The sequence below is a fragment of the Tardiphaga sp. 619_E2_N8_4 genome, assembly GCF_051810905.1.
Lineage (GTDB): Bacteria > Pseudomonadota > Alphaproteobacteria > Rhizobiales > Xanthobacteraceae > Tardiphaga > Tardiphaga robiniae.
Genome location: NZ_JBPWQJ010000001.1, coordinates 1262699 through 1286666, shown reverse-complemented (window position 1 = coordinate 1286666; position 23968 = coordinate 1262699). Strand labels below are relative to the sequence as shown.

Here is a 23968-nt window from a genome sequence, read left to right as displayed (position 1 = left end):
GTGTTACCCATTCGATAATGTCCGTACGCGCGCACGGTTAGGCGTATTTGCTGCAGGGCAACATTGGACAATTTGTCCAATGGTCCGAAGACGCGGTTCGCGACAAATCGTCAACCTCGCGTCGCCCTTTGGGCGTCGATTGCATGACCTTCAACACACCACCGACGGATAGAAAAAATGGCGCAGACGTCATCGACGATCGAACGGGACGCACGCCTTCTGCACGCGGATGGCCACGGAGCGGTTAACCCGGGCGAGATCGCCATTGGCGTCATCATCGGCCGGACCTCCGAGTTCTTTGACTTCTTCGTCTATGCGATCGCTTCGGTGCTGGTGTTTCCGAAGCTCGTCTTCCCCTATCTCGATCCTCTGACCGGCACTCTCTATTCCTTTGCGATCTTTTCGCTGGCATTCATCGCCCGCCCGATCGGCACGATGATCTTCACGGCCATCGATCGCAGCCAGGGCAAAGGCGCCAAGCTGACCATCGCGCTGTTCCTGCTCGGCGTTGCCACCGTTGCCATCGCCTTCCTGCCCGGTCACGAATCCATCGGCGTCGCATCGGCCTGGCTGCTGGCTGCTGCGCGTATTGGCCAGGGTATTTCTTGGGGCGGCACCTGGGACGGTCTTGCTTCGCTGCTGGCGCTGAATGCGCCGGAGGGCAAGAAGGGCTGGTACGCCATGATTCCGCAGCTCGGCGCCCCGATCGGTTTGCTGGTGGCGAGCGCGCTGTTCGCCTTCTTCGTCGACACTCTGTCCGCTGACGACTTTCTCGACTGGGGCTGGCGCTATCCGTTCTTCGTTGCTTTCGCCATCAACGTCGTCGCCCTGTTTGCGCGCCTGCGCATGGTGGTGACGCCCGGCTACACCGAACTGTTCGAAGCCCGTGAACTCGAGCCGTCCTCGATCACCGAGACGATCGCCCAGCAGGGCCGCACCGTGGTGATCGGCGCCTTCGCACCGCTGGCGAGCTTCGCACTGTTCCACATGGTCACAGTATTCCCGCTCTCATGGGTGTTCCTGTTCACCCGCGAAGCACCCGGCCGCTTCCTGATCGTCGAATGTATCGGCGCCGTGTTCGGCATCATCGCCATGATCGTGTCAGGCTATGTCGCCGACAAGGTCGGCCGCCGCACGCTGCTGACCGGTTCGGCGATTGCCATCGCCGTGTTCAGCGGCTTCGCACCGCAGATGCTGGACGGCGGCATCGTCGGCGAACTCGCCTTCATGGTGACCGGCTTCATCCTGCTCGGCCTGTCGCTCGGTCAATCTTCGGGCTCGGTCGCATCGAGCTTCTCGAAGCGCTTCCGCTACACCGGTTCGGCGCTCACCACCGACCTTGCCTGGCTGTTCGGCGCCGGCTTCGCGCCATTCGTGGCGCTGGTGATGTCGAGCCGCTTCGGCCTGTCCTCGTCGGGCGTGTATCTGCTGTCGGGCGCGGTCGTGACCCTGCTTGCGATCTCGATCAACCGGCAGTTCGCCAGCCGCGACGCCTCGGCGATCCAGCCGTAAGCAACACTGTCGCTAAAGAAAGAGCCCCAGTTCTGATCAGAACCGGGGCTCTTTCTTTTTGTTCTGGCTTATTTCCCTGACGCGAACCGGCATCTACTTCGCTAATGCGACAGCGGCACATCATCCTGGTGCAGGATGCGTTCGGCGGCGCCCTGCAGGTCGTCATACTGACCTGATTTCAACGACCACAGGAACGCCGCGAGGCCGCACAGGCCAAGCCCGATGGCGATCGGAATCAGATAGAAATAGTCTGTCATTCCGCCGGCTCCATTCTGACTGACATTCGCGACGTTGATGCGCTTGCGCCCTGAGACTTGTCGGACCTGCCGTGGCCACGCAGCCGTAGTGCATTGGCGACAACCACGATGGACGAACCGGACATCGCGATCGCCGCAACCAGCGGCGTGACATGGCCCATGATCGCGATCGGCACCGCAATGAGATTGTAGCCGACTGCCAGCGCGAGATTCTGCCGCACGAGATGCCCTGCCTCGCGCGAGACCGCGATGGCCTGCGATACGGCCGACAGATCCTCGCGCAGGAAGACGAGATCTGCGGCGTTGCGCCCGACATCGGCGGCCGATGCCGGAGCCATCGAGGCGTGCGCGGCCATCAGCGCCGGCGTGTCATTGAGACCGTCGCCAACCATCAGCACCTTCTTTCCTGAAGCCGCCAGCTCCACCACATGCGCTGCCTTGCCGCCCGGCAGTACGCCGGCGAAATACGGCACGCCCATGCCGCTCGCAAGCGTGCGCACAGGCGTCTCGCGATCTCCCGAAACGACTTCGACAGCGAGCCCGTTGCGCTTCAACGCGCCGACCGCCTCGGTTGCGCCCTCGCGCAACCGATCCTCAAAGCGGAAATCCGCCACGCATTGTCCATCGTGCGACAACACGACGGAGGATCCATCGAGATCCATACCGCTGGTATCGGCGAGGGCCCATTCCGGCCGCCCGAGGCGCAGCACGCTGCCGCCGAAGCGCGCTTCCATGCCGCAGCCCGGATGTTCGGAGACATCATCGAGCGCAATCGGAGTCGTCGTTGTTGAAACGGCAGCAGCGAGTGCACGCGAATAGGGATGACGTGAATGCGCGGCGATCGCGCCGGCCAGCGCCAGGGTCGCAGGATCGACGTTGTCCGAATTGACGACGCGGGCATTGCCAAGCGTCAGTGTGCCCGTCTTGTCGAACACCACCGTATCGATCTCGGCGAGACGCTCAAGCGCCCCGCCATCCTTGATCATGATGCCGCTCTCAAACAGCCGCCGCGCAGCAACCACCTGCACCATCGGCACCGCCAGGCCGAGCGCACAAGGACAAGTGATGATCAGCACCGCCACTGCAATGGTGATCGCGCGATGCACATCGCCGGACACAATGAGCCAGCCGACGAGTGTGATGGCTGCGGTGAGATGTACCACCGGCGCATAGAGCCCAGCCGCACGATCGGCGATGCGACGATAGACCGAACGGCCCTGCTCCGCGGCTTCCATCATCCGCAGCATTTCCGCGAGGAACGAATCGTTGGCGGAGGCTGTCGCCGTGATGATCAGAGGCCCTGTGAGATTCAGCGTACCGGCGCGCAGCACTGAACCCGGCAGTGCCGGCTGCGGCACGCTCTCACCGGTAACCAGCGAGACATCGAGCTCGGACAAACCTTTAATGACCTGCGAATCGACTGGCACGCGCTCGCCGGCAGCGAGCATGATGGTCATACCCGGCGTGATTTCGCCGACCGGCAGATAGGTCTGCGCACCATCACTCTGCAGAACCAGCGCGCCGCGTGCCGCCAGACGCGCGAGCCCCTTCACTGCAACGCGAGCGCGTTCGCGCATCATGTGATCGAGGGTGCGGCCAATCAGCAGGAAGAACAGCAGCGTCACCGACGCATCGAAATAGGCATGCGGACCATGGATCGCGGTCTCGTACAGGCTCATACCGAAGGCCAGCAAGACGCCGAGCGAGATCGGCACATCCATATTGGTGCGACCGTGACGCAGTGCCTGCCAGGCCGAGCGAAAGAATACCCGGCCGGAATAGATCAGCGTCGGCAGCGCGATCAGCGCAGAGATACCGTGGAACAGATCGCGCGTCGCGGGCTCGGCACCGGACCACACCGAGACCGACAGCAGCATGATATTGCTGGCTGCAAAGCCCGACACCGCCAGCGCACGGATCAGTTCCGACAGCGCCGTATCCGTAGCATCGCCATCGACCTCGAACAGATGCGCTTCATAGCCAACATTGCGTAGCGTTTCGATGAAAGGCGGCGGTGCGGCATCGGCGCGCCATTTGATGGTGACGCGCTTGGTCGAGAGATTCACCCGCGCCCATGTCACGCCATCGAGCGCACCAAGCGCTTGTTCGACCGTGCGAATACAGGCGCCGCAATGAACGTCCGGCACCGAGAGATCGGTCTGCCTCAAACCGCCGGCAATGGTACGGCTGACCAGCAGGACTTCGCGCGGATCCGGCGCCGCCAGTATGGCCAATTCTGCTCCTGAGCCACAGCAACTCATCGGAGACCTCGTTTCTCACTTTGCACATGATCCTTTCGGAAAACCGGTTCCCACTTTTCCGGATCATGCTTTAGCCAGTCACCTCGACACCCGGCTTCATCGCCACATAGGCGTGCCATGTCCCGTGACCGAGCACGGGAAACACGACGATCATACCGAGCAGGCCGGTCATGACATTGATCAAGAACAAAGCCAGCGCGATTCCCGCCCAGGTCAGCATGACCGGCAGATTGGCCCAGACCATTCCCATACTGGTGCCCATTGCAGTAAGCGCATCGACGCGTTCGTTGAGCAGCATGGGAATGGCGAACACGCTGATCGCAAAGGAGAATGCCGCAAAGATGCCGCCGACCGCGGTGCCGGCGATCAGCATCGCCCACCCGATGGGTGTGGTGAACAGCATGGAAGCGACGCCATCGAGGCCGGGAAACGGGTTCATGCCGAAAAACAGCGCGTAGATGATCACCGCGGCGCGGATCCAGACCAGCATCAGCGAGCACAACAGGAGGCCCGCGAACAACAGCTGCCCGCCCGACTTTGGCCGGACAAGGATCATCTGCAGCAGCGACACCCGCTCATGGGCGGCGATCCGGCGACTCTTCTCATAGAGTCCGATGGCGAGCACCGGCCCGACCACCATGAAGCCGGCAAAGGCCGGAAACAGGATGTAGTCCCAGCCGAAGGCGAACAACCCGCCGACCAGGACGACCGAGACCGCAAAAACCAGCACGCCATAGCTGAGGCTCACCGACGGGATAATTGTCAGGTCGCGCCAGCCGGCTTTGAGCCAGTCAAAGGCGACGGATGGCGCGACATGGCGATTCCACGACACCGAGGGTGGTAGCGGAGGAGCAACGGCTGGAAGAGTCATCTTCGACCTCGCAATCTCAATGACGCGGTGTGCATGACGAGGACGCCGCACTGAATTTGCCGGCTTCCGCGACACTGGCATCGCGCTTGACGTGATCGATACAGTCGGGCTGCGACGAGAACGCCACATAGACCATGTGCGCATTGGCCATCAGCACCAACAGCAGACCGGCAGCAATCGCCATCCAAACCCAGACCTTCGCGTTGACCTGCTTCATCGCTGCTACATTCACGGCCCGGCAGCCCTGAGGTTGACGAGATAGAGCGCGAGGATTTTGCGATCGAGCGCCGACAGCCGGGAATCCCAGCTCGGCATGTGACCTTGCCGGCCACCCCAGACAGTCGTGAAGACCGATTGGGCGTCACCGCTATAGATCCAGAAATTGTCACGCAGGTTCGGCGCACCAAGTTCGATATTGCCGGTCGCATTCTCGCCGTGGCAGGCGACGCAATTGTCGGTGAACACCGCCTTGCCGCTGGCGAGCTTCGCGGGCGCGATCGCCTTAGCCGCCGCGGGATTCGACAGGCTGCGGACATAGTCGACGACATCGTCGATCTGCTCGCGCTTCAGCATCCCGTCACGGCCGAAGGCCGGCATCTGCGAGGTCCGCGAGTCCTTGTGCGGCGAATTGACGCCAACGCGGATCGTCTCGGCGATCGCATCGGGCGTGCCGCCCCACAGGAAGGCCTGCGACACCAGCGTTGGAAAGCCGTTGCCGCCCTCGGCGGTGCGGCCATGACAGGCCGCGCAATTATCGCCGAACAAAGTCGCGCCGGTCTGCCGCACGATCTTCATCAACTTCGGATCGGCCTGGATAGCTTCGAAGCTTTCGGTCTCAATCAGCCTGCTCCACTTGGCGCGGTCCGAGGCCGCGTCCTTGATCTGCTCGGCCACGACGTTGCGCTGGTCGATCCCGAGCAGGCCCTTGGTATAGGTCACGCCGAGCGGCCAGGCCGGCATCAGGATCCAGTACACGACCGAATAGAGAAAGGTCGCCCAGAGGAAGAAGACCACCGCACGCGGCACCGGCGTGTTCAGTTCCTTGATGCCATTCCATTCGTGACCGGTGGTGAGATAACCGGAGACGGGGTCGCGTTCCTCTACTGCCATCGCTTCGCCTCATACGGCCTGTCCTCAACAGAGGGGTCGAGGATCGACTGCGCGGCAGAGTCGAACGACGTCTTGTTCTTTGGCCAGTAGGCATAGACCACCACGCCGATCGACATGGCGGTCAGGTAGAACAGTCCGAAGGATTTCGCGAACCAGACCGTGGCCTCATGCTCCATCGTCACTCTCCCGCCGCAGCCGTTTTGGCCTTATGAGCCGCATCGGTCAGCTTACCCAATATCTGCAAGTAAGCGACCAGCGCATCCATCTCGGTGGGCTCGCCGGGCTGGCCATCGAAGGCGCGCACATTGGTCGCCTCGCCATAGCGCTTGGTGACACCTTCGGCGAAGGGCGTATCTGGCGTTGTCTGGCCATAGGCATCGTTCGACGCGTTGGCGATCATCTCATCCGTATAAGGCACGCCGACCTTGCGCAGCGCAGCCAGATGCAGACCGAGATCGTCGATCCGCGCCTTGGCGCGCGTGAGATAGGCGTAAGGCGGCATCACCGATTCCGGCACCACGTCGCGCGGATTGATCAGATGCTTGACGTGCCATTCGTCGGAATATTTGCCGCCGAGGCGCGCGATATCCGGTCCGGTACGCTTCGAGCCCCACAGCATCGGATGGTCGTATTTGGATTCGACCGCGAGCGAATATGGCCCATAACGCTCCACTTCATCGCGCAATGTGCGGATCATCTGCGAATGACAGGCATAACAGCCTTCGCGGATATAGATATTGCGGCCAGCGATTTCGAGCGGCGTATAGACGCGCATATCCGGCGCGTCTTCCACCGTCTGATGGATCGTGAAAAGCGGCACGATCTCGATGAGGCCGCCGATGCTGGCGGCAATGATAATGCCGATGGCAAGGCCCATCGTCTTGCGTTCGAGCTTGTAATGCAGGCCGAACAAACCCATCGTCATTCTCCCGGCTGCAGCGCAGGCACGCCAGCGGGCTGTGCCGCCGGACGATCTGCGGCGCGTTCATCGGCCGGCTGATCAGCAGTGCGGATAGTCATGACGATGTTGTAGAGACCGATCACCGCACCAGCGAAGAAGAAGAACCCGCCGACCGCGCGCGCAACGTAATAGGGCTTCATCGCGATCACTGTCTCGATAAAGGAATAAGACAGCGTGCCGCTGCTGTTATAGGTGCGCCACATCAAGCCCTGGATGATGCCTGAATTCCACATCGCGAAGACGTATGTGAAGAGGCCGGCGACAGCGAGCCAGAAGTGCCATTCGACGAGCGCCGGCGAATACATCCGCTCGCGCTTCCACAGCCACGGCACCGACGCATAGATCGAACCGAAAGTGATCATCGCCACCCAGCCGAGCGCGCCGGCATGGACGTGGCCGACGGTCCAGTCGGTGTAATGCGACAGCGAATTCACCGAACGGATCGCCATGAACGATCCCTCGAACGTGGTGAGGCCGTAGAACACCGCAGCCACCATCATGAAACGCAGCGTCGCATCGTCGCGCACCTTGTACCAGGCGCCGTTCAGCGTCAGCAGAGCGTTGCCGGCGGAGCCCCAAGACGGAATCAGCAGCATCAGCGAGAAAGTCATGCCGAGTGTCTGCACCCATTGCGGCAGCGCCGTGTAATGTAGGTGATGGGAGCCCACCCACATATACATGAAGGTGATGCCCCAGAACGAGATGATCGACATCCGGTAGGAATAGATCGGCCGACCCGCGCGCACCGGCAGATAGTAATACATCATGCCGAGGAAGCCGGAGGTGAGAAAGAAAGCGACGGCGTTGTGGCCGTACCACCATTGGGTCATCGCATCCTGCACGCCGGAAAAGGCCGAATAGCTCTTGGCGTGACCGAACGAGACCGGCATCGCCAGATTATTGACGGTATGCAGAATCGCCACCACCAGGATGAAGGCCATGTAGTACCAGTTGGCGACGTAGATATGCGGCTCCTTCCGCCGCGCCAGCGTCCGCATATAGATGACGAAATAGACGATCCAGACGATTTCCAGCAGGAGGTCGGCATACCATTCCGGCTCGGCATATTCCTTCGACTGGGTGACGCCCATGAAGTAGCCGGTGGCGGCGAGCACGCAGAACAGATTGTAGCCGAGCAGTACGAACCACGGGCTGATCTGATCGGGCAACCGCGCGCGCGAGGTCCGCTGCAGCACATAGAGCGAGGTGCCAATCAGTCCATTGCCGCCGAAGCCGAAGATCACTGCACTGGTATGCGCGGGGCGGATGCGGCCGAAGCTCGACCAGCCAGCATCGAACGTCAGATTGGGAAACACCAGCTGCCACGCGACCCAGTCGCCGATGAACATGCCGATGACGGCCCAGATCATCGCCAGAATGATCGCCAGTTTGGTAGGGTCATCGTAATACAGCGCGAGCCGGGCCTCGTCCGGCTCTGGCTCGTAATAGACATAAATGACACCGAAGATGCCGGCGATCCCCGCCAGCATGACAATCGCACCATGGACGCCGAGCGGGTCCTGACGGCCGGCGATCGCCATCGCAAGGCCGCAAATCGTGAGAGCCAGCAGGATGATGAGCGCGAACTGCCGCTCCGATTTGGTCAATTGCGCGATCATCCGGTCATCCCCTGCTCGTCTCGCGGCGGCTCGTCAGGCAGGACGCGCAGCGCCCGATCGGCACAGAGCATCCTCACACCATCACGACTAGCTCACTCCGCCGCCACAGCGATTGACTTAGGTCAAGCCCGCGAACGGATTCCGACCGGGATCAATCGCAATTTTTGATACTTACAACCAATGTCGCGCAACCGAACCTGGCGCGTCTCTTTTACAGGCGCAGACAGGATGCCTTTGCCTGTTAGTCCTTCACGTCGTAGCGATAGGATTTCGAGACGATCTGCCAGCCATCGGCCAGCTTCATCGCGATCAGGTAGTCGGTGAAGTAACGCGGCGGCAGCTGGCAGCGCACCTTGATGAAGGCTGTCTTGTCGTCGGAGCGATCAATGGTGACAATGAGGTCATCGCGGGTCTTGCCATCGACCTTGCCCGAGGTCCGCGTACGAACCATGGCCATCCAGTCCGGCATGGTCAGCACTTTCAGCTCGCCATTCTCGACCCAGCGCAGGTCCGCGGTCGGATGAAAGATCGCGCCAAGCTTGTCGGCATCAGCCTCGTAGAGGCCGTCGAAATAATGCTGGATCACCGCTTCAACGGTCGAACGATCATAAGCCAACTTAGTCCCCCACCCACAATCAGACTGGAACCCTTATAACACAGAAGCGATGACGGCCATACTATACCGTTGCGTGGGTGGTCCGGCCTTAGATCACTTGCTGTCACCCAGCATCTTTCGAAAACGCTCGATCTCCTGCGGCACGAAATGCGCAAGATAGGCCGGCGCCATTTCGGCATCTGCGGCGGGCATCGAGCCGAGATCATCGAGGCGCTTCTGATAATCGGGATTGGCAACGGCAGCGCGCATCGCGGCATTGAGCTTCGCGATGATCGGCGCAGGCGTGCCCTTCGGCGCGAACAGCGCATACCAGCCAGATATTTCAAATTGCGGCAACCCGGCCTCGCTGGCGGTCGGAACGTCAGGCAGATGCGGCAAGCGCGTTCTGGATGCCAGCGCAATCGCGCGAATGAGACCGCTCTGGATGGCCGGCGTCACCGACGCCGAGGAATCGCAGATGCCATCGATCTGCCCACCTATCAGATCATTCAGGGCCGGACCGCCGCCGCGATAGCCGACCAGCGTGACATCGATGCCCGCAGCCTGAACGAAAGCCTTGCAGAACAGATAGTTCTGCGAGCCCACACCGGAGTGGCCGATATTGAGACGGCCGGGATTCTGTTTCGCATGCGCGATGAATTGCGCGAGATTGTCGGCCGGAAAATTGCGCCGGATGGCAACCATAGCCGAACTCTTGTTGAACATGCCGATGCCCGCAAAATCCGACGGCGCGAATTTCACATCGGGTGTGAACAGGTAGACCGCAGTATTGGTGCCGCTATTGCCCTGCACGATGGTGTAGCCGTCAGGCGGGGCCTGCGCGACGCGAGCCAGCGCCACGGCCCCGCCCGCACCGCCGATATTTTCGATCACGATGGGCTGACCGAGATGCCGGCTCATCTGTTCGGCAATCAGCCGTGCATTGACATCGGAACTGCCGCCGGCAGCGAATGGCACAACGAGCGTGATGGGGCGGGTGGGATAATCCTGCGCGGATGCGCACAGCGGCGCGATCAGCACCAGACAGAGCGGAGCAAGCCTGAACCAAGCCATCCCAAATCCTCCCTGACCAGGTCTTGTCTAAGTAGATCTTTGCCTGATTTTTCCGTGATCTTAGGGAGTATCCGGTGCCGGATGCAAAGACATGTTATGCTGCAGAGCGGCGTAACCAACGGCGTGCGGCGCCGTTCCTTGAGTCTACGGAGGTCCTATGACCATCTCCATGGTTCACCCAACGATCGACACCAAGAGCCTGCTGGCCGGCGCACAATTCGCCGACGCCTTCAGTATCACGACCGAAACGACGGACCTGACCGCCCGCGACGCCGCCACCCGCATGCTCAGCCACTCTCCGCCCTGGGTGGACGCCCTGATGCGGCTGCGGGATCTGATCGTTGCGCCCTTCGGGCTGAAGACGGCGCACTCTGCGCGTCACGCCAATGTCGACAAGGTCGGCTTTTTCCCTGTGCTCAGCGAGACGCCGCAGCGTCTGATCGCGGGATTCAATGACAATCATCTCGATTTTCGCGTCGTGGTCGATGTCGCAGCGGACGGTACCGGCCAGCGCGTTACGGCAACGACCGTCGTGCTGATGCATAACTGGCTCGGACGTATCTACCTGACGGTCATCAAGCCGTTTCACCGAATGGTGGTCCGTTCCATGCTGCGGCAGGTCACGCGCTGAATTTGCCGTGGCGGCCGTGGGGAACCTGGGTCATCGCAGCCCGTTAGCCCATATGCCATTTACCGAGATCGATCCGCAGAACGACGAGCTGAAAGTCACGCTGGCGCACGCGTTTGACGCCGCTTGGCAGCCCTTTGTGACGCATGAAGGCGAGTCCGCGGATACGCCCGAGAACCGCCGCCGCCTTGCCGCGCGGATTGTCGCCGTGGCGCGGTCAGGACAGATCGATGAAAAGGCGCTCAGCGAGGCCGGATTGATTTACCTCCGCGTACTCGCCGAGGCGGCGCGGCTTTCCGCCCGCATTCGTGACGTCGCATCTCCCGATCTGGCGCCCCAAGCTGACGACCAACGAAACCAGTCGTTCGGCCCGGAGACGGTCGCTGCGATGTCCACAGCGCTGGATCGCTGCCTCGATGAATTGCCGCTGCGGATTTCATCGGACGCCGTGCAGTTGCTCTCGAGCAGTATTCTCGATGAAGCATCGCGCGGGGAGCGCGACCCGGAAAAGCTGCAGCTCCACGCCTTGGCATTGCTCAAGTCGCGTCAATAGGCTCCTTGCTCACCGGATCCGTCTCGGCCCATTCGGCGACGCAACGTTCGAGATCCTTCAAATTCTGTCGCATTTGTTCCAGCGAAAAGCCGATCGCAAAGAAGCGCTCAGCCACATCGCCGGGTAATCCGCGCGTTAGCCCCTCTTGCCGAAGCGCACCGACCTCTCCTGCATAAGCCTGTAGTGCGGTCTGCACCGGCCAGATCGCCGGCGCGCCGGTGCCGCTGCGCAGTGCTACGGCGGTCGAATGCAGAAACGTCGTCATCGCATCGCTGACCCGCGACAGCGGACCCGCCAGCCTGACCTGCAACGCGGATGGCAACGGCACCACCGTGGACCGCCCGATCATGACCAGGTCATGCCGCAGCCGCAGCGTCGTACGCAGCAAGGGACCTGTATCGGGTCCGCGGGACAAATGCGCGGCACGCTCCCGTTCGGCTTCGGCTCCGATCGCATTCAGATTGGTGAGCGCATGGCCGATGCCGTCCTGCAACCGGTGCAGTGCCTCATTGTCGCGCCCGCGCGTCAATGACGCCAGCAGTTCGGTCAACGCCGTTGCGATCAGATCGAGCGCTTCCGCCGAACTGGCCCGGACTTGGCTATGCGCCCGCGACGGCAGCACCAGGAACGACACCAGAAGACCTGTGACGGCACCGACCGTGACTTCGAGCACACGATCGATGGCGGATTCCAGCGGCGTGTTGTGGTTCATCATCGGCAGCAGCAGCACGATGATGGCCGTCACGGTCGCGACATTGAGGCTCGGATTGATCGCCGCGATGAAGGCCAGTGGCGCCACGGAGAGCACAAGCACCGCGAGCAGCGCACCTTCATTGGAATGCGGGATCAGGATCGCAACCGCGCCGCCATAGATGGCGCCGCCGATCGTGCCGACCAGATAATCACGTGTTGCCTTCAGCGACCGCCCGACACTCATCTGGGTGACAATGATCGCCGTCAGCACAGCCCACAGCGGCAGTTTCAGCCCGACGGTCAGGGCTATGATCAGCGCAGCAAGCGCCGCCGTGGTCACCCGGACGCCGAGGCCGAGTTCGACCTTTCGCGCCCGGAAGAAGGCAACCACCCGTTTCAGGAAGCCGAGAATTCGCTTCGATGCGGACATGTCAGAATTGATCCCTGAAACGGATTTTGACGAACCAGTTTCAGCATGGCTGATCCACGCGTCGCCATGGCCGCTTGAAACGCCGATTTGGTCCGCCTAAGGCTATTTCAACAAGAGTGAGGAAACACAATGGCCAATGAGACCGCAACGCTTGCCGCTTATGTCGCGGACCTGAAATTCGACGACATTCCGCAGGACGTGCTGGAACGCGCCAAGGTCCTCACCCTCGATTATCTCGGCAGCACTATCCGTGCCCGCAGCGAGGCCGAATCTACCCCCTCACTGCTGAAGATGCTGGAGGCCCTGTCGCTGGACGGTAAGGGCGACTCCACCGTATTTGGTGACAGCAAGACTTGGACGCCGGCCGTGGCCGCCCTGCTCAACGGCGCGCTCGGCCACTCGCTCGATTTCGACGACACCCATGCCGATTCCTCACTGCATCCGAGCGCCCCCGTCGTTCCCGCCGCCTTCGCCGTCGGCGAAATGGTCGGCGCCTCCGGCAAGCAGGTGCTGACGGCTATCGTCGCCGGCTATGAAGTCTGCTGCCGGCTCGGCAACGCCCTCGATCCGACCTCGCATTACGCCAAGGGTTTCCACCCAACCGCCACAGCCGGCACCTATGGCGCTGCAGCTGCGGCCGGCAAGTTGTTCGGGCTCTCGAAGGATCAACTGATTTCAGCCTTCGGCGTGTCGGGCAGCCAAGCGGCGGGTTCGCTGCAGTTCCTCGTCAACGGCGCCTGGAACAAGCGCTACCAGGTCGGCGCGGCCGCCATGAACGGCGTGATCGCCGCGACTTTAGCGCGCAACGACTTCATTGGCGCGACCGAATCCGTCGAGGGCAAGCATGGCCTGCTGGTTGGCTATAGCGATAACTCGCATCCGGAGAAGGCCGTGGCCGATCTCGGCTCGGTCTACGAGACCATGAAGATCGGCATCAAGCCCTATCCGAGCTGCCGCTACACGCATGCGGCGATCGACGCATTGGTGGCGATGCGGCGCGAGCACAATCTGACGCCCGAGCAGATCAAGCGCGTCGAGATCGGCCTCCATCGCAACGGCATCACGCTGACGGGCGACGCCGCCACCAAGCGTCATCCGACCTCCATCGTTGGCGGCCAGTTCTCGATGTTCTTTACCGGCGCGCTGGCGCTCGATCAGGGCAGCTTCGGCTGGGACGACTACAAGCGCCTCGGCGACAGCGCGATCAATACGCTGGCCGACCGCTTCGACGTGGTTCAGGACGAACGCCTGGAAGGCAAGCGTCATCCGTTCGGCGCACGCGTCAGCATCCACACTGAAGATGGCGTGCATGAGCGCATCTATGCCGATCCGTCGGGCGAGCCGACATCGTTTCCCGATGCCGTGGCGATGCAGCAGAAATTCCTGCAGCTCGCGCGCCCCGTGCTGAACAATCGCGCCGAGAAATTCGCGGATGCGATCCTCTCGCTCGAGACTTTCGACCGCGTGGCGACGGCGACGGCGCTGGGACGGTAACGGACATCAAGCGCCGTCGATGATGATGAAATCGGCCTCGGCGTATTTTTGCCGGATGGATCTGGCGGTTTCGTATTCCGGGCTACGGTAGCAGGCGGTTGCGGTCGCGTGGTCGGCGAATTCCACCACCACATTGCGATCGCGGGCGTCGCCTTCCATGGTTTCGAAGGCGCCGCCGCGCACGATGAACCGTGCGCCGAACTTGTCGAACGCCGGCTTGGCCGCAGCGAGATATTCCGGATAACGGCCCTCGTCGCGCACCGAGACGCGGACAATCCAGTAGGCTTTCGACATCATGGCTCTCCAGTTTTGATGTGATCGTTGTGACGCGCTCTGCGTCGCGTCGTCGTTGCCACGGCGGGTCACCGCATCAATGCCGGCGCGGGTCACGCCGATATCGCGCAATTCGTAATCGCTCATGGAGCGTAGTTCGTCACGCGCCTGTTGCCGCTCGCGCAGGCATCGCCAGCCGTGACGCAGGGCCGCGACGGCGGCGATCGCGACCGAACGCAACATCCGGCCGCGCTCAGCATGGACACGCCGGATGATGGATCGCTTCAGCGCAGTCCATTGCAGCGGCGTCAGGCGACGGACGTCGTGCGCATACGTTTCGCGTTTGTCGTCGATCATGTCCGCCCCTTTCCGCTGATGGGTGCCGTTGGCCATGCGGGTTTACCCGGCGCATTTCATCCCATAAAATGAATAATCAAGATCATTTCGATCTCATGGAGAGATGTATGGATCTGTCCGAGCTGCGCATCTTCCGCGCCGTTGTGCGCGAAGGCGGTGTGACGCGCGCCGCGGAACGGTTGCACCGCGTGCAGTCCAACGTGACGACGCGGGTGCGTCAGCTCGAGGACGATCTCGGCACGGCGTTGTTCGTGCGCGAAGGCAAGCGCCTGCATCTGACGCCCGCGGGCCAAACGCTCCTCGGCTATGCCGACCGGCTGCTGGCGCTGGCCGACGAGGCCCGCGACGCGGTGCAGGACCCACGGCCGCGCGGCGTCTTCCGCCTTGGCGCCATGGAAAGCACCGCGGCGGTGCGCTTGCCCGGACCGCTCAATGAATTTCACCGCCGCTATCCCGACGTGCAACTCGAAATGCGCATCGGCAATCCGGAGACCCTCGCGAAAGGCATCCTTGCCGGTGATCTCGACGCCGCCTTCGTGGCCGAGCCGATTGCCGCGGCGCCGTTCGACCGCATGCATGCGTTCGACGAGGAGCCGGTGATCGTGTCGTCGCCACGCCATCCGCCGATCGGGCGCAAGGACAGCGCGCCGCGCTCGGTACTGGTGTTCGAGAACGGCTGCCCGCATCGCAAGCGGCTGGAAGACTGGTATGCAAAGCGCGGCGAGATGCCCGAGCGCACCATCGAACTCGGCTCCTATCACGCCATGCTCGGCTGCGTAGTCGCGGGTATGGGCATCGCGCTGCTGCCGGAAAGCGTGCTGTCGACATTCCCGGAAGGCAAGCGGCTCACCGTGCATCGCCTGCCGAGCGGCGAGAATCACGCCGAGACGGTGCTGATCTGGCGCAGGGGCGCGGCTTCGCCGAACGTCCAGGCAATGCAACAGGTGCTGCTGGACGAACGAACGACCCGCGGCCCTGCAGCTAAGCGCAAGGCATCAAGCGTTAACGCACCGCACAATGTGAAGTAGATTTACAACCGCATTCTCCCGTGGCTAACGTCACGCCAATAAAAAGCAAACAGGAGGAGACCTTTATGTTGCGCGTTACAGCGATTGCAGCCGGATTCGTTATCGGCGTTGCGGCTCTTACGACAATCCAGCCTGCCATGAGCCAGTCTGACGGCTGGGTCACGCTGGTCGACAGCACCAAGATGGGCGACTGGGACAAGGTTGGCGACGCCAACTGGGAGATGAAGGACGGGGCACTCGCCGCCGACAAGCTGCTCTCCGGCAAGGATCTCGCTTATCTCGTCAGCAAGACGCCCTACAAGGATTTCCAGATCAAGGCCGAGTTCTGGACCGATGCCGAAGCCAATAGCGGCATCTTCATCCGCTGCGATAACCCGAAGGTGATCGATGGCAAGACCTGCTACGAGGTCAACATCTTCGACAAGCGGCCCGACCCGTCCTACGGCACCGGCGCCATCGTCGATGTGGCCAAGGTCAATCCGATGCCCAAGGCGGCGGACAAGTGGAACACCTATGAGATCACGGCGAAAGGTCCGAAGCTCACGGTCATCCTGAACGGCGAAAAGACCGTCGATGTCGAGGACACCAAGCACGCCGCCGGCCCGATCGCCCTGCAGTACGGCTCAGGCGTGGTGAAATTCCGCAAGGTCCAGATCAAGCCCCTGTAAGCACAGCCATTCCTCAGTCCGGACGGAGCGATCCATCCGGGCTGAGGCCCTTTTACCCGCCCCGCCAAATGCTGTTATGATGGCCCCAACCCCACGGAGCCCTCATGAGCTGGCAACCATCAGAAGATCCGATCCTCGGCGACGCGCAGACCTGCGACGCGCTGGAGCTCGTGATCGTGCCGCGCACCCGCGATCTCGGCGACGGCTTCCTCGTCCGCCGCGCCCTCCCCCATGGCAAGCGCCAGATGGTCGGCCCGTTCATTTTCTTCGACCATTTCGGCCCGATGCAGTTCATCTCCGGCAAGGGCATGGACGTGCGGCCGCATCCGCATATCGGCCTGGCCACGGTGACCTATCTGTTCGACGGCGCGATCATGCATCGCGACAGCGAAGGCAATGTCCGCGAGATTCAACCGGGCGCCATGAACCTGATGACCGCCGGAAAGGGCATCGCCCATTCCGAGCGCACTCCAGACGTGCAACGCCGCGACGGCCAGAAGATGCTGGGCCTGCAGAGCTGGATCGCGCTGCCCAAGGGCTCCGAGGAAATCGCGCCATCGTTCCAGCATTATGCCGCAGACAGCCTGCCGACCATCACCGACACCGGCTTCACCGCGCGCGTGATCGCCGGCAAGGCGTTTGGCAAAGCTTCGCCGGTGTCTATGGTGTCGCCATGGTTCTATGCCGAAGTGGCCGTCGAGGCCGGCACCAGTGTGCCGCTCGATCCCGACCATGAGGAACGTGCGGTCTATATCGTCGATGGCGAGATCGAGATCGCTGGCGACCGCCATGAGGCGCCGCAACTGCTGATCTTCCGGCCCGGCGATGCCATTACCATCAAGGCGACGCGCAATACCCGCATGATGTTCCTCGGCGGCGACGCGCTGGAAGGGCCGAGGCATCTGTGGTGGAATTTCGTGTCCTCCAGCAAGGAGCGCATCGAGCAGGCGAAAGAGGACTGGAAAACCGGCCGCTTCGCGCATGTGCCCAACGAACGCGAATTCATCCCGCTGCCGGAATAGGCTCACTCCTTCATCACGTCGCCGCCGGCCAGACGCCGGACGACTCTGCTTTCGAAAGACCCTGACATGACCACAATGGCCACCAGCGACCTGCCCCTCCCCAAGATCGGTCGCGGCAAGGTGCGCGATATCTATTCCGTCGGCGACGACCGCGTGCTGCTGCTGACCACCGACCGCATCAGCGCCTTTGACGTGGTCATGAACGAAACCATCCCGATGAAGGGCGCGGTGCTGACCCAGATCAGCGCCTGGTGGTTCAACCAGCTTGGCGGCGTGGTCCCGCATCACATGATCTCGGCCGATGCCGACGAGATCATCGGGCAGGTGCCGGCGCTCGCAGGTCACCGGGCCGCTTTGGCCGGTCGCGCCATGCTGTGCCGCCGCACCACCGTCTTCCCGATCGAGTGCGTGATCCGCGGCTACATTTCGGGTTCGGCCTGGAAGGAATATGCCGCGTCAGGCACGCTGGCCGGTGAGAAGCTCGATGCCGGGCTGCTCGAAAGCCAGAAATTCGCCGAGCCGGTGTTCAGCCCGGCCACCAAGGCCGAGACCGGCCATGACGAGAACATTACCATCGCCCGGATGCGCGAGATTATCGGCGAGGAGGATGCCTTCACGCTCGAGAGCATGACTCGCGCCGTTTACACCCAGGGCGAGGAGATCGCCCGCGAGGCAGGCATCATCATCGGCGACACCAAGTTCGAATTCGGCAGGGAAGGCAATGGCCGCATCATACTGATCGACGAGGTGATGACCCCCGACAGCTCCCGTTTTTGGGCCGCCGACGTCTATACACCGGGCCAGTCACAGCCGAGCTTCGACAAGCAGCCGCTGCGCGACTATCTCGACATCGAGCGCCGGGCCGGCCGCTGGAACGGTGAAGCCCCGCCGCCGCCGCTGCCCCCTGAGGTGATCGACGCCACCAGCAAGCGCTATTTGGAGGCCTATCGCCGCCTGACCGGCACGGAGCTGGTCATCAACTAACAAACTGACTGTCTTTCCCTCGGACTGTCATAAAAATAGTCTTGTCCGTACATCTCACCGTCGTCTACCAGAGACGGCGGCGGTTGCGCCTGTCGCGCAGCGCTCCTACAGGTTCGCGCGTGACATACTTCCGGCCCGCACTCCTCATCGCCCGTCATTGCGAAAGTAGCCGCCCATGACTGACTCCCTTGTCAGCCCGGGCGTGTTGCACGCATGGCGTAATGACGTGTTCGGCGGCCTGATCGCCAGCGTCCTCACCATCAGCTTCGGCCTGTCCTATTCGGTGCTGATCTTCACCGGGCCGCTGGCCTCGCTGCTGCCCTACGGCATTGCCGCGACCTTCATCTCTGCAAGCGTCATAGCCGCCGTGATCGCCCTTGGCAGTTCGTTCCCCTTCGCGGTCGCCGGCCCCGAGAGCTCGACCGCAGCCGTCGCCGCCATCCTGGCGGCGGCTCTGGTCGAGCACATCGTTACGGCCGATGCACCGTCTGCCTTGCTTGGCCCGGTGCTCATCACCCTATCCTCGGCCACGATCATCACCGGCATTGTGCTGTGCGGCTTCGGCGTTACCCGCATGGGACGCGCTATCCGCTATGTGCCCTATCCGGTGATCGGCGGATTTTTGGGAGCCACCGCCTGCCTGATCGTCACCGGCGCCATTCAGGTGATCACCGGCTACAAGCTGCAATGGACGAACCTGGCAAAACTCGCCAATCCGATGATGTTTTACGAGTTGCTGGCCGCGGTAGCCGTCGCACTCACCATCTATGCGACCTGGCATCGGTCCCGTAAGCCACTAGGCCTGCCGATGATTCTCATCGGGAGCGTCATAGCGGCTCATCTAGTTTTCAAGATCGCCGGTGTGTCCGTGATCGAGGCACAGGCTATGGGCTGGACCTTCGCATCGCCGCCCAAGGCCAACCTGACCTTACCCTGGGCCTTCTTCAGCGACGGCTATCCATGGCAGGCGCTGCCCGGACTCATCGGCAATTTCATCGCTGTGATCTTCGTGACGGCCGTGAGTACCCTGTTCAATACGACGGGCCTCGAAGTCGCCGCACATCGGGAAGCCGATATCGAACGCGAGCTCAATGCGACCGGGGCGGCCAATATCCTGGCCGGGGTACTGGGAGGCTATGCCGGCTGCATCTCGATCAGCCGTTCGCTCCTGAATCGCAACAGCGGTGCCACGGGGCGGCTTTCGGGCCTCACCGTCGCCGCGGCAGCCGCGCTGATGCTCGTCGTCGACCCCGCGCTGCTGGCCTATATGCCGCGCTTCGTGCTCGGCGGCCTGCTGCTGTATCTCGGCTTGGAGCAACTTCATCGCTGGATCGTCGACTCCCGCAAGCGGCTGTCGCTGCTCGACTACCTGTCGCTACTGGCAATCATCATCATTATTCTCACATGGGGGTTCGTGGCCGGCGTGCTGATCGGCATCGTGATCGGCTGCGCCACCTTTGCGCTCAGCGTATCGCGGGTATCCTCGATCAAATACGGTTTCGATGGCTCCGAATATCGCAGTTCGCTCGATCGATCACTTGAGGATCAGCGTACGCTGGCGGCGCATGGCCGCGAAATCCAAGGCCTTAACCTGCAGAGCTATTTGTTCTTCGGCTCGGCCAACCGGCTCTATCTGCATGTCAAGGCGCTGCTGCGCCGTCATCCCGAGTGCCGCTATCTCGTCTTCGACTTCAAGCTGGTGACGGGCATCGATTCGTCGGCCGCCCACAGCTTCGCCCAGATCAAGCGCATCGCCGAAGGCCACGGCACCACGCTGGTGCTCGCCAATCTTCATCCCTCAGCCAATCGCAATTTGCGCGCCAGCCTGTTCATCGATGACGCCGTCAAGGTCATGGGCGAACTCGATCACGCGCTGGAGTGGTGCGAGAACGAGGTGATCGCGCGGCATCGCGGGCTCGCCGAAGAAGAAGCCAACTTGCGCGACTGGTTCACCAAGATCCTGCGCACCGCCGACGATTCCGAAGAACTGATGCGCCGCTGCCAGCGCGTCGAGGTCGTTGCCGGCGAGATCATCGTTCAGGCCGGCGACGCTGCCGATTCCATGCACTTCATTCTGGACGGCCGACTCGGCATCATGGTGCCGGCGGGCGATGGCAAGCTGACGCGGGTGCGCAGCCTCGGGCGTTACACGACAGTGGGCGAAATGGGCCTTGTCGCCTATGCACCGCGCAGCGCCACCATCCAGGCAGAGATCGCCAGCGTGCTGTATCTGCTGCGCGCCGACGCCTTCGAGGACATCAAGCAGAACCATCCGGCATTGAGCCAGAAACTGCTGACTTACTTCGTGTCTGTGATGGCGGAGAGGCTGGCTTTTGCGAGCCGGATGATTGCAGTGTTGCGAAGGTAAGAATAGCCGACACAGCGCATCTGAAACGGACGTCGCGATCGTCTACGAGTTGGAGCCGCCGACACCGACGGCCGAATTGGCAGGTTTCGTTGCCTTGCGGCTGGCGCGCCAGTTCTCCCACCTTTGGACAACGACAAAAAAGGTCGGAACGAACAGGACGGCAAGGCAGGTCGAGGCGAGCATGCCCGAGAATACGGTGATGCCGATCGACTTGCGGGCGTTGGCGCCGGCGCCGGTCGCGAGCACCAGCGGCAGCACGCCGAGAATGAAGGCGAAGGACGTCATCAGGATCGGCCTGAATCGCGCACGTGCGGCTGCGACCGCCGACTCCAGTAGTGGCTTGCGATCATGCACGTGCAGTTCGATCGCCACCTCAACGATCAGGATCGCGTTCTTCGCCGACAGCGCGATCAAAAGAATAATGCCGATCTGGGTGTAGAGATTGTTCTCGATTCGCAGCGCGGTGAGTACCGCCATCGGGCCGAGCAGTGACAGCGGCACGGCCAGGATCACCGAAATCGGCGCGTACCAGCTTTCATACTGCCCCGCGAGCACCAGATAGACGAGCAGCAACGCAAGACCGAACACATAATAGAGCTGATTGCCGACGATCTTTTCCTGATACGACATCGCCGTCCACTCGAAGCCCGTTCCCGGAGGCAGCGTCTTCGCCGCAATCTGCTCCATCAACGCCATGGACTGCCCCGAACTGTAGCCCTGTGCTGGCAGGCCGATCACCGTCGCCGTCGGATAAAGATTATAGAGACTGATCAGCGACGGCCCCACGGCAGGCGTAATCTTCGCCACAGTGCCAAGCGGAACCATGTTGCCCTGCTGGTTGCGCACCATCAGGTTCTCGATGTCCCGGGCAGTCAGCCGGAATTTGGCATCTGCCTGTGTGTAGACCTGAAAGGTGCGGCCAAACTTGTTGAACTGGTTGACGAAGGACGAGCCCAGATAAGACGACAGGGTCGAGAACACCTGATCTGTCGTGACATGCAAAGTCTGGGTCTTGATACGGTCGACCTCTATATCGAATTGCGGCACCATCGAGCGGAACGGCGAGCTGACGCGCTGCAAAGCACTCTGCGTCTGTGCATTCGCCACGATCGCGCCGGTGATCGCCTGCAGCTTGTTATAATCGGCGTTGCCATCGCGCAGTTCGATCTGCATGGCGAAGCCCGCCGCATTGCCGATGCCCTGAATGGGCGGCGGCGGAATCACCAGAATGCGCGCCTCTGGAATCACCGACAGGCTCTCGTTCAATCCAACGAACAACGAACGAAGATCCTGCCCCGGTCCGCGCTCGCTCCATTCTTTCAATATCAGATAGGCAACACCGGCATTGGCGAGGCTGGAGCTGCTGTCGAGTGCGGAGATGCCGGCAATGGTAACCACCTGTTCCACCGCTGGCGTCTTCGCGGCCAATTCGCTGACTCGATCGAGTACACGCTGAGTCCGATCCAGCGCGGCACCATCGGGCAACTGGACTGCGACCAGCAGATAGCCTTGATCCTCGATCGGGATGAAGCCGGTGGGAATCCGGGATAGGCCGTAACCGCCAATACTGATCAGGATCAATGCCAGGACAACCGAGAGATTGCTGTGCGCGACCATGCGACCGATCAGAGCGGCATAGCCCCGTTCGAGCCGGTCGTAGACCCTGTTGAACCCACGATAGAAAAAATTGCGCTTCTCCGGCGGCACCGGGCGGCGCAGCCACAATGCGCATTGCGTCGGCTTCAGCGTGGCCGCATTGACGGCGCTGAGCAGCGCCGTGGCCGCGATGACCAGTGCAAATTGCGCATACATGCGCCCCGTCAGCCCGGGCAGGAATGCCGCCGGCAGGAACACCGAAATCAGTACCAGCGTGATGCCGATGATCGGGGCGAACAGCTTGCCCATCGCGCTGATCGCCGCGTCATGGCCGGACATGCCCTGCTCGATATTGTAGGCCGCGCCTTCGACGACCACGATGGCGTCATCGACGACGATGCCGATCGCCAGAACGATGGCGAACAGGGTCGACAGATTGATGGTGAAACCGAGCGCCGCCATCGCCGCGAAGGCGCCGATGATCGTCACCGGCACAGTGGTCGCCGGCACCAGCATCGCGCGCCAGTCCTGCAGGAAGATCAGGATGACCACCAGCACTAGCAAACCTGCTTCGAGGAGCGTCTTGTAGACCTCGTTGATCGATGCCTGGACGAATTTCGTGGTGTCGAACGGCGTGTCGTATTTGATGTCGTCGGGAAATTGCATGGCCAGCGCCGCCATCTTCTTCTCGACAGCCTTCTCCACCTCGAGCGCATTGGCGCCCGGCGACTGGAATACGCCAATGCCGACGGCCGGCTTCTGGTTGAGCGAAAAGATCTGGCTGTAGGTCTGCGCACCCAATTCGACGCGTCCGACGTCACGGACCCGGGTGACATCGCCATTGTCGCCGGTCTTGACGATGATGTCCTCGAATTCACCGGGATCATCCAGCCGCCCGTTGATATTCAGTGTGTACTGGAAGGCCTGCCCCGCGGGCGTCGGCGGCATGCCGATCTGCCCCGCAGAAACCTGCTGGCTCTGCTGCTGGATGGACTGGATGATATCCTGCGGCATCAGCCCGCGCACTTGCAGCTTGTTCGGATCCAGCCATATCCGCATCGAATACTGACCGGCGCCGAACACCGTCACATTGCCTACGCCGGACAGACGTGACAGCTCGTCCCGGATGTTGATCGTGGCGTAATTGCTCAGAAACAGGCTGTCATAGGTCGCCTTCGGCGACGTCAGTGTCACGAACAACAGGATCGCCGTCGATTTCTTCTGAACGGTCACGCCCTGATTCTGAACGGCGGTCGGCAGCGATGACAGCGCGCTCGATACGCGGTTCTGCACCAGCACCTGTGCGAAATTCAGATCGGTGCCGATCTTGAACGTGACCGTGAGCGAATAGGTGCCATCTGCAGCGCTGTAGGACTGCATATAGAGCATGTCCTCGACGCCATTGACCTGCTGTTCGATCGGCAGCGCGACCGTGTCCACGATGGTCTTGGCGCTGGCGCCGGGATAGCGCGTCGTCACCTGGACGGTCGGCGGCACCACATCGGGATATTGTGCGACAGCGAGGCCATAGAGCGAGACGCCGCCGATCAGGATCATCAGCAGCGCGATGACATTGGACAGGACCGGCCGCTCGATGAAGAACTTCGAAATCAT

General features: G+C 61.9%; 22 protein-coding genes and 1 pseudogene. 9 read left to right on the top strand and 14 right to left on the bottom strand.

What is annotated here, in order from left to right; all coding sequences use genetic code 11:
- Positions 1–177: 177 nt before the first annotated feature.
- The gene (locus AB8A23_RS06145) at positions 178–1512 is read left to right on the top strand and encodes an MFS transporter (RefSeq protein ID WP_089263383.1); all 1335 of its coding nucleotides are present in this window, start codon (positions 178–180) and stop codon (positions 1510–1512) included.
- Positions 1513–1613: 101 nt separating this feature from the next.
- Here AB8A23_RS06145 and ccoS read toward each other — a convergent pair whose 3' ends face one another.
- The 10 genes from ccoS to AB8A23_RS06095 all read right to left on the bottom strand — a co-directional run bounded on the left by ccoS (position 1614) and on the right by AB8A23_RS06095 (position 10260).
- A complete protein-coding gene (gene ccoS / locus AB8A23_RS06140) occupies positions 1614–1769 on the bottom strand; it encodes a cbb3-type cytochrome oxidase assembly protein CcoS (protein WP_089263381.1) in 156 nt (51 codons plus the stop codon).
- On the bottom strand, positions 1766–4030 hold the full coding sequence (locus tag AB8A23_RS06135; protein ID WP_439060135.1) for a cation-translocating P-type ATPase: 2265 nt from the start codon (positions 4028–4030) through the stop codon (positions 1766–1768). The genes ccoS and AB8A23_RS06135 overlap by 4 nt, the downstream gene beginning before the upstream one ends.
- 70 nt (positions 4031–4100) lie before the next feature.
- On the bottom strand, positions 4101–4901 hold the full coding sequence (locus AB8A23_RS06130; RefSeq protein WP_089263377.1) for a DUF2189 domain-containing protein: 801 nt from the start codon (positions 4899–4901) through the stop codon (positions 4101–4103).
- 16 nt (positions 4902–4917) lie between these two features.
- Positions 4918–5118 carry a hypothetical protein gene (locus AB8A23_RS06125; protein ID WP_439060136.1) on the bottom strand — a complete coding sequence of 67 codons (201 nt, stop codon included), beginning with the start codon at positions 5116–5118 and terminating at the stop codon, positions 4918–4920.
- 11 nt (positions 5119–5129) lie between these two features.
- Positions 5130–6011 carry a cytochrome-c oxidase, cbb3-type subunit III gene (gene ccoP / locus AB8A23_RS06120; RefSeq protein ID WP_439060137.1) on the bottom strand — a complete coding sequence of 294 codons (882 nt, stop codon included), beginning with the start codon at positions 6009–6011 and terminating at the stop codon, positions 5130–5132.
- Entirely contained in the window at positions 6002–6187 is a 186-nt protein-coding gene (locus tag AB8A23_RS06115; protein ID WP_439060138.1) for a cbb3-type cytochrome oxidase subunit 3, read from the bottom strand. Before AB8A23_RS06115 ends, ccoP begins: the two co-directional genes overlap by 10 nt.
- 2 nt (positions 6188–6189) lie before the next feature.
- The gene (ccoO, locus tag AB8A23_RS06110) at positions 6190–6930 is read right to left on the bottom strand and encodes a cytochrome-c oxidase, cbb3-type subunit II (protein ID WP_439060139.1); all 741 of its coding nucleotides are present in this window, start codon (positions 6928–6930) and stop codon (positions 6190–6192) included.
- A 2-nt stretch (positions 6931–6932) separates the two neighbouring features.
- Entirely contained in the window at positions 6933–8591 is a 1659-nt protein-coding gene (gene ccoN / locus AB8A23_RS06105; protein WP_439060140.1) for a cytochrome-c oxidase, cbb3-type subunit I, read from the bottom strand.
- Between the two features lie 241 nt (positions 8592–8832).
- Positions 8833–9207 (bottom strand): nuclear transport factor 2 family protein, encoded by a 375-nt coding sequence (locus AB8A23_RS06100; RefSeq protein WP_068729987.1) that lies wholly within the window; start codon positions 9205–9207, stop codon positions 8833–8835.
- Between the two features lie 93 nt (positions 9208–9300).
- Positions 9301–10260 (bottom strand): tripartite tricarboxylate transporter substrate-binding protein, encoded by a 960-nt coding sequence (locus tag AB8A23_RS06095; protein ID WP_089263370.1) that lies wholly within the window; start codon positions 10258–10260, stop codon positions 9301–9303.
- A gap of 157 nt (positions 10261–10417) precedes the next feature.
- Between AB8A23_RS06095 and AB8A23_RS06090 the strand changes: the two genes are divergently transcribed.
- Entirely contained in the window at positions 10418–10891 is a 474-nt protein-coding gene (locus tag AB8A23_RS06090) for a DUF2867 domain-containing protein (RefSeq protein WP_231078722.1), read from the top strand.
- 7 nt (positions 10892–10898) lie between these two features.
- Complete coding sequence (locus AB8A23_RS06085) at positions 10899–11441, top strand: hypothetical protein (protein ID WP_210269350.1); 543 nt, start codon at positions 10899–10901, stop codon at positions 11439–11441.
- Here the strand turns inward: AB8A23_RS06085 and AB8A23_RS06080 are convergent.
- Entirely contained in the window at positions 11425–12564 is a 1140-nt protein-coding gene (locus tag AB8A23_RS06080; protein ID WP_439060141.1) for an FUSC family protein, read from the bottom strand. The two genes, AB8A23_RS06085 and AB8A23_RS06080, sit on opposite strands and share 17 nt — an antisense overlap.
- 129 nt (positions 12565–12693) lie before the next feature.
- Between AB8A23_RS06080 and AB8A23_RS06075 the strand changes: the two genes are divergently transcribed.
- Entirely contained in the window at positions 12694–14058 is a 1365-nt protein-coding gene (locus AB8A23_RS06075; RefSeq protein ID WP_439060142.1) for an MmgE/PrpD family protein, read from the top strand.
- A gap of 6 nt (positions 14059–14064) precedes the next feature.
- Here the strand turns inward: AB8A23_RS06075 and AB8A23_RS06070 are convergent, their stop codons facing one another.
- The gene (locus AB8A23_RS06070; RefSeq protein ID WP_439060566.1) at positions 14065–14352 is read right to left on the bottom strand and encodes a DUF1330 domain-containing protein; all 288 of its coding nucleotides are present in this window, start codon (positions 14350–14352) and stop codon (positions 14065–14067) included.
- 96 nt (positions 14353–14448) lie between these two features.
- Positions 14449–14574, bottom strand: a pseudogene (locus AB8A23_RS06065) (DUF1127 domain-containing protein); the annotation flags it as partial.
- Between the two features lie 221 nt (positions 14575–14795).
- Between AB8A23_RS06065 and AB8A23_RS06060 the strand changes: the two are divergent.
- The 5 genes from AB8A23_RS06060 (at position 14796) to AB8A23_RS06040 (ending at position 20758) form a co-directional block, all read left to right on the top strand.
- Positions 14796–15716 carry a LysR substrate-binding domain-containing protein gene (locus tag AB8A23_RS06060; protein WP_439060143.1) on the top strand — a complete coding sequence of 307 codons (921 nt, stop codon included), beginning with the start codon at positions 14796–14798 and terminating at the stop codon, positions 15714–15716.
- 65 nt (positions 15717–15781) lie between these two features.
- Entirely contained in the window at positions 15782–16384 is a 603-nt protein-coding gene (locus AB8A23_RS06055; RefSeq protein ID WP_089263360.1) for a 3-keto-disaccharide hydrolase, read from the top strand.
- Positions 16385–16488: 104 nt separating this feature from the next.
- A complete protein-coding gene (locus AB8A23_RS06050; protein ID WP_439060144.1) occupies positions 16489–17406 on the top strand; it encodes a pirin family protein in 918 nt (305 codons plus the stop codon).
- A gap of 66 nt (positions 17407–17472) precedes the next feature.
- A complete protein-coding gene (locus AB8A23_RS06045; protein WP_439060145.1) occupies positions 17473–18390 on the top strand; it encodes a phosphoribosylaminoimidazolesuccinocarboxamide synthase in 918 nt (305 codons plus the stop codon).
- 175 nt (positions 18391–18565) lie between these two features.
- The gene (locus AB8A23_RS06040; RefSeq protein ID WP_439060146.1) at positions 18566–20758 is read left to right on the top strand and encodes an SLC26A/SulP transporter family protein; all 2193 of its coding nucleotides are present in this window, start codon (positions 18566–18568) and stop codon (positions 20756–20758) included.
- Positions 20759–20800: 42 nt separating this feature from the next.
- On the opposite strand, the gene AB8A23_RS06035 is transcribed toward AB8A23_RS06040, so the two are convergent.
- On the bottom strand, positions 20801–23968 hold the full coding sequence (locus AB8A23_RS06035) for an efflux RND transporter permease subunit (RefSeq protein ID WP_439060147.1): 3168 nt from the start codon (positions 23966–23968) through the stop codon (positions 20801–20803).

Excerpts from the sequence above, each read along its gene's own strand:
- AB8A23_RS06145 (WP_089263383.1), top strand. The coding sequence starts at position 178 with ATGGCGCAGACGTCATCGACGATCGAACGGGACGCACGCCTTCTGCAC.
- ccoS (WP_089263381.1), bottom strand. The coding sequence starts at position 1,769 with ATGACAGACTATTTCTATCTGATTCCGATCGCCATCGGGCTTGGCCTG.
- AB8A23_RS06135 (WP_439060135.1), bottom strand. The coding sequence starts at position 4,030 with ATGAGTTGCTGTGGCTCAGGAGCAGAATTGGCCATACTGGCGGCGCCG.
- AB8A23_RS06130 (WP_089263377.1), bottom strand. The coding sequence starts at position 4,901 with ATGACTCTTCCAGCCGTTGCTCCTCCGCTACCACCCTCGGTGTCGTGG.
- AB8A23_RS06125 (WP_439060136.1), bottom strand. The coding sequence starts at position 5,118 with ATGAAGCAGGTCAACGCGAAGGTCTGGGTTTGGATGGCGATTGCTGCC.
- ccoP (WP_439060137.1), bottom strand. The coding sequence starts at position 6,011 with ATGGCAGTAGAGGAACGCGACCCCGTCTCCGGTTATCTCACCACCGGT.
- AB8A23_RS06115 (WP_439060138.1), bottom strand. The coding sequence starts at position 6,187 with ATGGAGCATGAGGCCACGGTCTGGTTCGCGAAATCCTTCGGACTGTTC.
- ccoO (WP_439060139.1), bottom strand. The coding sequence starts at position 6,930 with ATGGGTTTGTTCGGCCTGCATTACAAGCTCGAACGCAAGACGATGGGC.
- ccoN (WP_439060140.1), bottom strand. The coding sequence starts at position 8,591 with ATGATCGCGCAATTGACCAAATCGGAGCGGCAGTTCGCGCTCATCATC.
- AB8A23_RS06095 (WP_089263370.1), bottom strand. The coding sequence starts at position 10,260 with ATGGCTTGGTTCAGGCTTGCTCCGCTCTGTCTGGTGCTGATCGCGCCG.
- AB8A23_RS06090 (WP_231078722.1), top strand. The coding sequence starts at position 10,418 with ATGACCATCTCCATGGTTCACCCAACGATCGACACCAAGAGCCTGCTG.
- AB8A23_RS06080 (WP_439060141.1), bottom strand. The coding sequence starts at position 12,564 with ATGTCCGCATCGAAGCGAATTCTCGGCTTCCTGAAACGGGTGGTTGCC.
- AB8A23_RS06075 (WP_439060142.1), top strand. The coding sequence starts at position 12,694 with ATGGCCAATGAGACCGCAACGCTTGCCGCTTATGTCGCGGACCTGAAA.
- AB8A23_RS06070 (WP_439060566.1), bottom strand. The coding sequence starts at position 14,352 with ATGTCGAAAGCCTACTGGATTGTCCGCGTCTCGGTGCGCGACGAGGGC.
- AB8A23_RS06060 (WP_439060143.1), top strand. The coding sequence starts at position 14,796 with ATGGATCTGTCCGAGCTGCGCATCTTCCGCGCCGTTGTGCGCGAAGGC.
- AB8A23_RS06055 (WP_089263360.1), top strand. The coding sequence starts at position 15,782 with ATGTTGCGCGTTACAGCGATTGCAGCCGGATTCGTTATCGGCGTTGCG.
- AB8A23_RS06050 (WP_439060144.1), top strand. The coding sequence starts at position 16,489 with ATGAGCTGGCAACCATCAGAAGATCCGATCCTCGGCGACGCGCAGACC.
- AB8A23_RS06045 (WP_439060145.1), top strand. The coding sequence starts at position 17,473 with ATGACCACAATGGCCACCAGCGACCTGCCCCTCCCCAAGATCGGTCGC.
- AB8A23_RS06040 (WP_439060146.1), top strand. The coding sequence starts at position 18,566 with ATGACTGACTCCCTTGTCAGCCCGGGCGTGTTGCACGCATGGCGTAAT.
- AB8A23_RS06035 (WP_439060147.1), bottom strand. The coding sequence starts at position 23,968 with ATGATTTCGAAGTTCTTCATCGAGCGGCCGGTCCTGTCCAATGTCATC.